The organism is Archangium sp. (assembly GCF_036389735.1).
GTDB lineage: Bacteria > Myxococcota > Myxococcia > Myxococcales > Myxococcaceae > Archangium.
The window spans coordinates 1-10,262 of record NZ_DASVWK010000557.1 but is presented as its reverse complement, the minus strand read 5'-3'; the positions used below and the strand labels follow the sequence as shown (position 1 = coordinate 10,262).

Annotated in this window: 10 protein-coding genes; 7 read left to right on the top strand and 3 right to left on the bottom strand. The window is 70.6% G+C overall.

The features are described from left to right. Nucleotides 1-548 (bottom strand): M48 family metalloprotease (locus VF794_RS19485; RefSeq protein ID WP_331112559.1); only part of this gene is annotated, 548 nt, incomplete at its 3' end. 111 nt (nucleotides 549-659) lie between these two features. Next, a complete protein-coding gene (locus VF794_RS19480; protein WP_331112557.1) occupies nucleotides 660-1,082 on the bottom strand; it encodes a hypothetical protein in 423 nt (140 codons plus the stop codon). Nucleotides 1,083-1,246: 164 nt separating this feature from the next. On the opposite strand from VF794_RS19480, the gene fni reads away from it, so the two are divergent. Genes fni through VF794_RS19450 form a run of 6 tightly spaced genes read left to right on the top strand, consistent with a single transcriptional unit; the run spans nucleotide 1,247 to nucleotide 7,633 of the window. After that, on the top strand, nucleotides 1,247-2,326 hold the full coding sequence (gene fni / locus VF794_RS19475) for a type 2 isopentenyl-diphosphate Delta-isomerase (RefSeq protein WP_331112555.1): 1,080 nt from the start codon (nucleotides 1,247-1,249) through the stop codon (nucleotides 2,324-2,326). Nucleotides 2,327-2,378: 52 nt separating this feature from the next. Next, nucleotides 2,379-3,707, top strand: coding sequence for a hydroxymethylglutaryl-CoA reductase, degradative (locus VF794_RS19470; protein WP_331112553.1), 1,329 nt, complete (start codon nucleotides 2,379-2,381; stop codon nucleotides 3,705-3,707). 24 nt (nucleotides 3,708-3,731) lie between these two features. Further along, entirely contained in the window at nucleotides 3,732-4,685 is a 954-nt protein-coding gene (gene mvk, locus VF794_RS19465; protein WP_331112551.1) for a mevalonate kinase, read from the top strand. Beyond that, a complete protein-coding gene (gene mvaD, locus VF794_RS19460; protein ID WP_331112549.1) occupies nucleotides 4,682-5,674 on the top strand; it encodes a diphosphomevalonate decarboxylase in 993 nt (330 codons plus the stop codon). The genes mvk and mvaD overlap by 4 nt, the downstream gene beginning before the upstream one ends. Then, nucleotides 5,674-6,750 (top strand): phosphomevalonate kinase, encoded by a 1,077-nt coding sequence (locus tag VF794_RS19455; protein WP_331112548.1) that lies wholly within the window; start codon nucleotides 5,674-5,676, stop codon nucleotides 6,748-6,750. The genes mvaD and VF794_RS19455 overlap by 1 nt, the downstream gene beginning before the upstream one ends. A gap of 4 nt (nucleotides 6,751-6,754) precedes the next feature. Then, entirely contained in the window at nucleotides 6,755-7,633 is an 879-nt protein-coding gene (locus VF794_RS19450; protein ID WP_414640925.1) for a DUF4846 domain-containing protein, read from the top strand. A 3-nt stretch (nucleotides 7,634-7,636) separates the two neighbouring features. On the opposite strand, the gene omp85 is transcribed toward VF794_RS19450, so the two are convergent. Further along, nucleotides 7,637-8,821, bottom strand: coding sequence for an Omp85 family outer membrane protein (gene omp85, locus VF794_RS19445; protein ID WP_331112561.1), 1,185 nt, complete (start codon nucleotides 8,819-8,821; stop codon nucleotides 7,637-7,639). Nucleotides 8,822-8,988: 167 nt separating this feature from the next. On the opposite strand from omp85, the gene VF794_RS19440 reads away from it, so the two are divergent. After that, on the top strand, nucleotides 8,989-10,262 hold a 1,274-nt coding region (locus tag VF794_RS19440), incomplete at its 3' end, for an alkaline phosphatase family protein (protein WP_331112546.1).

Genomic DNA, 10,262 nt, shown 5'->3' with positions numbered 1-10,262 from the left:
GAGCCGCCGAACCAGAAGAGCATCTGCGCCGCGTAGCTGATGACGCCCGCCAGCGTGGCCGCCACCGTGCCGATGAGCGTGTCGCGGTTCTTCACGTGCGCCAGCTCGTGCGCCAGCACCCCCTCCAGCTCCCGCCGGTCCAGGATCTCCACGATGCCGGCCGTCACCGCCACCGCGGCGTGCGACGGGTTGCGGCCCGTGGCGAAGGCGTTGGGCGTCCGGGTGGGCAGCAGGTACAGCTTGGGCTTGGGCATGCCCGCGCGCGCCGCCAGCCGCTCCACCATCTGGTGCAGCCACGGCGCCTGCGCGTACTCCAGCGGCTGCGCCCCGTGCATCGCCAGGGCGATGCGGTCGCTGAACCAGTACGAGGCGAAGTTCATCACCACGACGAAGAAGCCCGCGAAGACGAGTCCCCGGGGGCCTCCCAGGCGCTCGCCCACCACGAGGAGCAGCGCCGTGAGGCCAGCCAGGAGCACCGTCGTCTTCAGCGCGTTGCCGAGCCGGTGGCCCCAGCCGCTCCCGCGCGGGCCCGGTCCCTCCCGGGTCATCGACGATCCATACATCCCGCCAGCACGCATGAGGTTGCCCTGCCTTTCCTTTCCCCCTCTCGGGGCTCAAGGAAACCTAAGCAGGCGACAGGACGCGTCAAACGAGCCGGACTACAGGTAGAAGCGGTCCACCACGCCCGCGGTCCTCTGGAGGATGGCGCTCCAGCCGACCCAACCGTCGATGGGCCCTTTATCAGCCAGGGAATCGGCCTGGGCCTCGGCGCCCAGGGCCCCCAGGGAGCCCGTACAGCCCTGGACCGTGGCCAGTCCGGACTCGCGCAGGTGTTCCAACAACGTGCGCAGCGTGGGCAGGCGCCTCGTCTCGAAGCGGTCCACCACGTCCTCGCGCGGCGGGGTGAAGTCCGGCTCGTCCAGGCGCCCCTGGAGGAAGCGTTCCAGGGCCCACCAGAAGAGGTACACTTCGGCACGCCGTCCGGCCGCCACCGCCGCCGCGGCGATCGCCAGCCCCTGATGGACCCGGTCGTAGTCTCCGCTGTGGAGGAAGACGACCACCTTGGGCGCGGGAGTGCTCACGCCGCCCTCATACCCTCCGTCCTCTCTGTCCGTCCATGGACATACCGTGGGGGTCCTTGTCGTACAGCCATGGCTTGCGCCTGCTTGCCTCGCTTGCTAGGGAATCTGGATTCTGAATCTAGAAATAACGGACGCTCTCAACTTCATCGGAATTTTCCAGACACATGCCTTCCAAAGGTCATGAGGGACTCACAGGTGAGACGGCGAAGCGCAAGGACGCTCACCTCGACCTGTGCGCGACCGGCGATGTAGAGCCGTCGGAGAACACCACGCTGCTGGAGTGCGTGCGGCTGGTGCATTGCGCGATGCCGGAAATGGCCGTGGACGAGGTGGACATGTCCACGGAGTTCCTGGGCAAGCGGCTGCGCTACCCGCTGCTGGTGACCGGCATGACGGGAGGCACGGAGCGGGCCGGGGTGGTGAACCGGGACCTGGCGACCCTGGCCGAGCGGCACGGACTGGCCTTTGGCGTGGGCAGCCAGCGGGCGATGTCGGAGTTCACGCAGCTGACGGAGACCTTCCAGGTGCGCCACGTGGCGCCCACGGTGCCGCTGCTGGGCAACATCGGCCTGTACCAGGCGGTGGGGCTGGGCGTGGACGGGGTGCGAAAGCTGGCGGACGCCATTGGCGCGGACGGCATGGCGCTGCACCTCAACGCCGGGCAGGAACTCACCCAGCCCGAGGGCGACCGGGACTTCCGCGGTGGCTACAAGGTGGTGGAGGGGCTGGTGCGCGCGTTCGGCTCGCGCCTGCTGGTGAAGGAGACGGGGTGCGGCATCGGCCCCGAGGTGGCGCGCCGGCTGGTGGAACTGGGGGTGCGCAACCTGGACGTGTCCGGGCTGGGCGGCACCTCGTGGGTGCGCGTGGAGCAGCTGCGCGCCACGGGCACCCAGGCCCAGGTGGGCGCCGAGTTCTCCAGCTGGGGCATTCCCACCGCGGCCGCCATCGCCTCCGTGCGGCGCAGCGTGGGCCCGGACGTCCGGCTGGTGGCCTCGGGCGGACTGCGCACCGGGCTGGACGCGGCGAAGGTGCTCGCCCTGGGCGCGGACCTGGCGGGCATGGCGCTGCCCCTCTTCCGCGCCCAGCAGGAGCGGGGACTGGAGGGGGCCGAGCAGGCGCTCGACATCATCCTCTCCGGCCTCAAGCAGGCGCTCGTTCTCACTGGCAGCCGAACCTGTGGTGAACTGCGGCAGAAGCCCCGGGTCATCCTGGGGCAGTTGAAGGACTGGCTCGCGGCACTGTAGGGATTATTCCCGCCGACCTCGAACGTGCCTTGCGCGGTGGAGAGAGAAGATAATGTCTGAAACGCTGACGTCCCGGTTGTCTGGATTCCACAAGCTGTCGATGGTCGAGCGGCACGAGAAGCTCTCCCAGATGCTGAATCTGGACGAGATGGACCTCGCGCAGCTCCAGGGCATCAGCGCGCTCCAGCCGGGTCTGGCCAACAAGATGATCGAGAACGCCGTGGGCACGTTCTCCCTGCCGATGGGGCTGGGGCTGAACATGCTCGTCAACGGCCGGGACTACCTGGTGCCCATGGCGGTGGAGGAGCCGTCGGTGGTGGCCGCGGTGTCCTTCGCCTCGAAGATCGTCCGCGAGGCGGGCGGCTTCATCGCCGACGCGGACGCTCCGGTGATGATCGGCCAGGTGCAGCTCACCCGCTACGGGGATCCCACCGAGGCGACGAAGAAGATCCTCGCCGCCCGCGAGGCCCTGCTCGCGCTGGCCAACAGCTTCCACCCGTCGATGGTGAAGCGCGGCGGGGGCTGCAAGGACATCGAGGTGCGCGTGCTGCCGGCCCCCGAGGGCCCGCGCGGTGAGCCGCTGCTGGTGGTGCACCTCATCATCGACACGCAGGAGGCGATGGGGGCCAACCTCATCAACACCATGGCCGAGGGCGTGGCCCCGTTGCTGGAGCAGCTCACCGGCGGCAAGGTGTTCCTGCGCATCCTCTCCAACCTGGCGGACCGCCGGCTGGCGCGCGCCACGTGCCACATTCCGGTCCCGATGCTGGCGGACTTCGACATGCCGGGCGAGGCCATCGCCGAGGGCATCTACCAGGCGAGCCGCTTCGCCCTGGCGGACCCCTACCGGGCGTGCACGCACAACAAGGGCATCATGAACGGCATCGACTCGGCGGCGATCGCCGTGGGCCAGGATTGGCGCTCCATCGAGGCGGGGGCGCACGCCTTCGCCTGCCGGGACGGGCAGTACCGGCCGCTGTCGACGTGGCACGTGGAGGACGGGCACCTGGTGGGTCGCATCGAGCTGCCCATGGCGCTGGGCACGGTGGGCGGTCCCATCAAGGTGCACCCGGGCGTGCAGGTGGCCATGAAGATCCTGCGCGTGGAGTCGGCGCGCGAGATGGCCATGGTGTTCGCGTCGGTGGGCCTGGCGCAGAACTTCGCGGCGGTGCGGGCGCTGGGCTCGGTGGGCATCCAGAAGGGCCACATGGCGATGCACGCGCGGTGCGTGGCGGTGACGGCGGGTGCGCGGGGCGACTGGGTGGAGAAGATCGCCGAGCTGCTGGTGACGGCGGGGCACGTGAAGGTGGAGAAGGCGCGGGAGATCATCGACGCGCTGTCGGAAGAGGACTTCCGCGCCGCCACGGGCACCGAGGGCTGAAGCACACCTTCTGACAGGATATCCATGGATACGAACAACACTTCCCCCCTGGTGGGCTTCGGCTCTGGCAAGGTCATCCTCCTCGGCGAGCACAGCGTGGTGTACGGCTACCCGGCCCTGGCCGGGCCCCTGTCGCGCGGTGTGACGGCGCGCGGTGAGCCCTCGAACAAGTGCCAGCTCGTCATCCCGGATGCCCTGACGCCCGAGCAGCGCAAGGTGCTCAAGGCGGCCTTCGCGCGAGCGACGGCGGCCTGCGACGATCCCGGGGTGAAGGTGTCGTTCGACACGGACCTGCCGCTGTCCATGGGTCTGGGCAGCTCGGGTGCGCTGTCGGTGGCGTGCTCGCGGGTGCTGCTCCAGGCGGCCGGCCGCAAGGCGACGGCGTCCGAGGTGGCGGCCGTGGCCTGGGAGATGGAGCAGGAGTTCCACGGCACGCCCTCGGGGGTGGACCACACCACGAGCGCCATGGAGCAGCTCATCCTCTACCGCCGCAAGCCGGGCGCGGAGCAGGGCCGGGCCAAGGTGGTGGAGAGCCCCAAGGCGGTGCGGCTGGTGGTGGTGATGGCGGGCGCGCGCAGCCCGACGAAGCTGACGGTGGGCGCGCTGCGCGAGCGCCAGAAGCGTTGGCCGGATCGCTACCAGCGCGTCTTCCGGGAGATCGGCCTGCTGGCCAGCGAGGGCGCCGAGGCGGTGGAGGAGGGCGATCTGGAGGCGCTGGGCGACGTGATGAACGTCAACCACGGCCTGCTCGCGGCGCTGGGCCTGTCCTCGCCGGGGCTGGACGACATGGTGCACCGGCTGCGCAACATGGGCGCGCTGGGCGCCAAGCTGACGGGGGCCGGAGGTGATGGCGGCGCCGTCATCGGCCTCTTCCAGGACACGGGGCCGGTGGTGCACGAGCTGACGCGGCTCGGCATCCGCTGCTTCGACAGCCAGCTCGCGGGCCCGCGCGAGGGAGCGACAAGGGGAGCGGCATGAAGGCGACAGCCCTCGCGCACCCGAACCTCGCGCTGGTGAAGTATTGGGGGAAGCGGGATGACGCGCTCATCCTCCCCCACCAGTCGAGCCTCTCGATGACGCTCTCGCCGCTGTCGGTGCGGACGACGGTGGCCTTCGGGGTGGGCTCGGAGGACGAGGTGGAGCTCAACGGCTACGTGGCCAAGGGCAGCGAGCGGGACCGCGTGCTGCGCGTGCTGGAGGTGGTGCGCGCCGAGGCGAAGGGCCAGAAGCTCGGCCCGGCGAGGATGGTGTCGCGCGGGGACTTCCCGGCGGCGGCGGGCCTGGCCAGCAGCGCGGCGGGCTTCGCGGCGCTGGCGGTGGCGGCGCGCGCGGCGGCGGGGCTTCCGGCGGATCCGAGGGCGGCGAGCCTCCTGTCGCGGCTGGGCAGCGGCTCGGCGTGCCGCAGCGTGCAGGGTGGCTTCTGCGAGTGGATGCGGGGCGAGCGCGCGGATGGCACGGACAGCTACGCGGTGCAGCGCTTCGACGAGAAGCACTGGCCGGAGCTGCGCATGGTGGTGGCCATCGTCAACCGCGACGAGAAGGAAGTGAAGTCGCGCGACGGCATGAAGAACGCGGTGGACACCAGCCCGTACTACTCGGCGTGGGTGAAGGACGCCGAGGCCGAGGTGGTGCGCGCCCGTGAGTTCCTCGCCCGGAAGGATCTCCAGGCGCTGGGCGAGATGTGCGAGCGCAACGCGTGGCGGATGCATGCCACGTCGCTCGCGGCGGAGCCGCCGCTCTGCTACCTGCTGCCCAAGACGCTGGAGCTGATCCACTCCCTGCGCGAGCAGCGCAAGAAGGGCGTTCCGGTGTGGTTCACGCTGGATGCGGGCCCCAACCCGTGCATCCTCACGGACGCGGCGCACGAGGTGGCGGCCGAGGCGGTGGCGATGGCCTGTGGTGCCACGGACGTGGTGCGGTGCGTGCCGGGCGGTGACGCGAAGCTCCAGACGGAGCACCTCTTCTAATGGAGCGTGCGCTCTCGGCCCCAGGCAAGCTGTTCGTCTCCGGCGAGTACGCCGTGCTGTGGGGCGGCGTGTCGCGCGTGGCGGCGGTGGGCCCGCGCACGTCGGCCATGGTGCGGCGGCGCTGGGACAGCCAGGTGCACATCTGCCTGGAGGAGGGGACGCTCTATGGGCGGACGACGCCACGGGGCGTGCGCTGGGGCGAGGTGTCCCCGGGCTTCTCCTTCGTGGCGCGCACGCTGGACGAGGCGCTGCGGCTGCACGGGCGCGAGTCCGTGGGGTTCGATCTGGCGGTGGCTCCGTCGGCGGTGGGGCCCAACGGGAAGAAGCTGGGCATGGGTGGCAGCGCGTGCGCCACGGTGCTGGCGGCGGACGCGATGCGCTTCGTGCTGGAGGAGAAGCTCGACGCGCTGAAGGTGGCGCTGGTGTCGCACGCGGCGGCGCAGGGCGGGAAGGGCAGCGGCGGGGACGTGGCCGCGAGCTACGCGGGGGGCATCGTGCGCTACCGCCGCTTCGAGGTGGCGGGGCTGATCGAGGCGTCGAGCGCCGGCGGCTTCCGCGCGGCGGTGGACGCGGCCCCCGCTGTGGACGTGTGGCGGCTGCCGGCCCCCCAGGTGTCCCTGGGGTATGCCTTCACCGGGGAGAGCGCCTCGACGCGGGTGCTCATCTCGCAGGTGGAGGCGAAGATGGGCGAGGCGGGGCGCCGGGCCTTCGTGGAGCGCTCGGACGCACTGGGACATGAGATTGAAGTGGGCCTCGGGGGCGGGGACTTCCGCGCCTTCTCCGAGGCCGTGCGCGAGCAGCACGCGCTCCTCCAGGAGCTGGGTCCCCTGGAGACCGAGCCCATGCGTCGGGTGCTGGGGATGGCCTCGGCGTACGGGAGCGTGGGCAAGCAGTCCGGCGCCGGAGGAGGGGACGGGTGCATCCTGTTCTCCCCGGACGCGGAGAAGCGGGCCGCGCTGCTGGAGGGCATCCGCGCGCGGGGCTTCCACACGCTGGAGCTCGAGGTGGAGCCGGGCGTGCGCGGCGAGGCTCAGCCGGACGGGAAGCTGCGCTCCTGGCTCGACGCCGTACGATAGGCCCGTGCCGAAGACCTTCGACCGCCTGTTGCTGCTCACCTCGCTCGCCGTCCTCCTGGGGCTCCCGGAAGGCGCGGGGGCGACCTCCGATGGACCTCGCGAGCCCACGCGGGAGGAGCGGGCCCGGTATTCATGGCTGTCCGTCGAGCGGCCCATCCGCCCCCTCTCGGAGGTGATTGCGCCTCCGGCCGGGTACAAGCGGGTGGCGGTAGAGGAGGGCTCCTTCGGGGCGTGGCTGCGCGACCTGCCGCTGCGCCCGGCCGGCACCCCGGTGCTGAGCTTCCGAGGCGAGGAGATCCTCGCCGGGGATGACGCCTCCCTCGCGGCGGTGGCCGAGCTGGATGTGGGCTCGAGCAATCTCCAGCAGTGCGCGGACTCCGTCATCCGGCTCCATGCCGAGTGGCAGTGGTCTCGGGGCCAGAAGGAGCGCATCGCCTACCGCTTCACCAGTGGGCACCTGGCCTCCTGGCCGCGCTACGCGGCGGGTGATCGCGCCCGCATCTCCGGCTCCAAGGTGACCTGGGTGCGCAGCGGGCCGGCGGATGGCTCGCGCGCCTCGTTCCGCGCGTACCTGGACCTCGTCTTCACCTACGCGGGGACGCTGTCCCTGGCCGCCGAGGCGCAGCGGCCCCGGCGCGAGGACGTGCGGCCGGGGGACTTCTTCGTGCTGGGTGGCAGTCCGGGGCACGTGGTGCTGGTGCTGGACGTGGCGCGCAACGCCCAGGGTGAGCGGGTGGCGCTGCTCGGCCAGGGCTTCATGCCGGCGCAGGACTTCCACGTGCTCTCTCCGGGCAAGGAGGGCCCCTGGTTCTCGCTGGAGACGGAGCAAGTGGCGACGCCCTTCTGGCGGCCCTTCCCCTGGTCCTCGCTGCGTCGGTTCTGAGCTTCAGAACATGTGCCCGAAGTTCAGGTACATGCGCTGCCGGCCGGTCTCGGGGGAGATGGCGTAGTCGAACCGCACCACCGCCGCGCGCCGTGCCACCCGCAGGCCGCCGCCCACGCCCGGGTGCCACATCCACCAGGGGCCATCCGTCACGTCCGGGTGCCACACGCGCCCCAGGTCCACGAAGGCCACGCCGCCCACGACCACCGGCGCCTTGAACAGGTTGAAGTCGAAGGCCCGGACGCGCAGCTCCGTATTGGAAAACGCCTTGATGTTGCCCGCGAACCGGTTGCGCTCGATGCCGCGCACGCTGCTCATCCCGCCAATGCCCTCGGAGGTGCTCACCCCTCCCGTGTTCACCCACTCGAAGAAGGGCACCTCGCCGAACAGCGCGTCCAGCGTCAGCCGCTGCGCCAGGATGAAGCGCGGGCCCAGCCGCCAGTAGCGCCGCTCGCTCAGCGTCACGCCCGCGTACTGGTAGCGGCTCCAGGTGGCGCTGCCCGACACCCGCAGGGACAGCTCCTCCACGCCGCCGCGCACGGGATCCGACTCGTTGTCGCGCGTGTCCCACATCACGCCCGCCATGAGCTGCCCCGTGGGCCCGCCCTCGATGCCCACCGGCTTGAGATCCTCCAGCACCGAGGACTCGAAGGGCTCCACCTCGGTGTACTTCCACGAGTAGCCCACGTAGGACTGGAAGGGGTGGGTGTCCCCCCAGGGCCGGCCTCGCAGACGCACGAACGCGCCCGGCGAGCCCTTGATGTAGTTGAAGCGCTCCTGGTTCTCGTCGCCCTGGAAGTCCTGCGCGGACACGTTGCCCGGTCCATAGAAGGGGCTGCGCAGCTCGCGCCGGTAATCCAGGCGCAGCTCCAGCCGCATGGGCCCGATGAGCTGAGGCCCGTCGTAGCGCAGGTAGTGGCTCTGCTGCCCCCGGCTGGTGAACATCGCCTGGAGCGCGATGCCGTGTTGGTACGGACTGTGGCCCGGGGCGTACAGGTAGGCGCCCGCCACGCCTCCATAGGTGAAGCCCAGGTCCGAGTTGTAGCTCACCAGGGGGAGCACGATGGCATCCACCCCCCGCTCCTTCTTCGGCGGCTGCTCCACCGGAGTGGAGGTCGCTTCAGAAGGCGCACTCGGGGTGGCGGCGGTGGTGGCCAGCGTCGTCAACAGCAGCGCGGTCGTCAGCATCACGCGTCAAAAGGTGACACCCGCCCCATGGGTGCGCCTCTCTTGACGCTCACGGGGCCTGCCTGGCTGGTTGCCCTGCGGCGGACCTGGCTTGGCCCCCACCTGGACCGCCCGGCTGCTGGCCTCCCCCGTGCACATCATGGCGCGGGGGGAGGGGAGACGACACCGTGAACGAAGTCATCATCCCGCAGTTGCAGTCGTGGGCTCGAGAGTACGTGGGGCGTGTGGGGTCGAAGATCGGCCCGCTGTCGACGTCTCGTCGACGCAAGCTGCTCGTCGTGCACCTGGATGGAGTGCCCAAGGTCCACTTGGAGGCGGCCATCCGGACCGGGCAGATGCCGTTCTTCTCCAAGCTCGTCCGCTCGGGTGCCTACTCACTGGATGATGCGTTCTGGGGCTCGCCTGCCTCAACGCCCTTCTTCCAGGCGGGCCTGCTCTATGGTCTGCGCCATCCCAACCTGCCGGCCTACAGCTGGTTCGATCGGGAGCTCGGGCGCAAGGTGCAGATGAACACCCCGGCCGACGCGCTCGCCATCGAGACGCGGCTGAAGCGCCGCGCCGGGACGAGCCTGCTGTCCGGTGGCGGGCACACGTACTTCTCGCTCTTCCAGGCCGAGGCCAACAACCGCCTGTGCATGAGCTCGCTGGCGAACCTCAAGGTCATGGCGCGCGGCTTCAAGCACGAGATGGAAGGCATCCTCGTGGCGCGCACGCAGACGCCGCTCTCGTACCTGCGCACCTTGAGCAAGGATGCGTGGCACTGCGTCTCCGAGGTGTACCGCTGGGGCCGCGCGCTCCGGGACTGGCGCCACGAGCGCGGCTTCCTCATCAGCCGCGTCTTCCTCCAGCGGCTGGGGTGGAGCTTCGCCCATACCAAGGCCCTGGTGGACATGGTGCGCGGCGTGCCCTCCATCTACCTCGTCTTCGGCAACTATGACGAGGTGGCCCACCGCCGCGGTCCGAACTCGGAGCTGGCGCTCGCGGAGCTGCGCCGGGTGGACGCCTACCTCGCCGAGCTCTACGCCGTGTCCCGGACGGTGCAGCCCGGCTACGACATCGTCTTCGTCACGGACCACGGTCACGTGGACAGCCACGCCATCGAGCAGCGCACGGGGGAGCGGCTGGAGGACATCCTCCTGAAGGGCGAGGTGCCGCCGCTCTCCGAGGACGTGGCGCGGGGGCTGCTCGACGGCCGGCCGCACCCGGTGGACACCGGGGGCTACGCGCCGTCGGAGCCGGTGGTCATCGAGTCCGGCAACTTCTCCCATGTCTACCTGACGCGCTCGCTCCAGCCGCTCGAGGCCGCGCAACTGGTGGCGCGCCATCCGGAGGTGATCGCCAGGGCCACGCGCCACAAGGACATCGGCATCGTGGCGATGCGCCGGGGCAATTCGGCGGTGGCCGTCATCAAGGGAGGGGTGTACGGGCCGGAGGACATCGA

Bases quoted from the DNA above. Each gene is read 5' to 3' on its own strand.
- fni (WP_331112555.1), top strand. From the start codon at position 1,247: ATGCCTTCCAAAGGTCATGAGGGACTCACAGGTGAGACGGCGAAGCGC.
- VF794_RS19470 (WP_331112553.1), top strand. From the start codon at position 2,379: ATGTCTGAAACGCTGACGTCCCGGTTGTCTGGATTCCACAAGCTGTCG.
- mvk (WP_331112551.1), top strand. From the start codon at position 3,732: ATGGATACGAACAACACTTCCCCCCTGGTGGGCTTCGGCTCTGGCAAG.
- mvaD (WP_331112549.1), top strand. From the start codon at position 4,682: ATGAAGGCGACAGCCCTCGCGCACCCGAACCTCGCGCTGGTGAAGTAT.
- VF794_RS19455 (WP_331112548.1), top strand. From the start codon at position 5,674: ATGGAGCGTGCGCTCTCGGCCCCAGGCAAGCTGTTCGTCTCCGGCGAG.
- omp85 (WP_331112561.1), bottom strand. From the start codon at position 8,821: ATGCTGACGACCGCGCTGCTGTTGACGACGCTGGCCACCACCGCCGCC.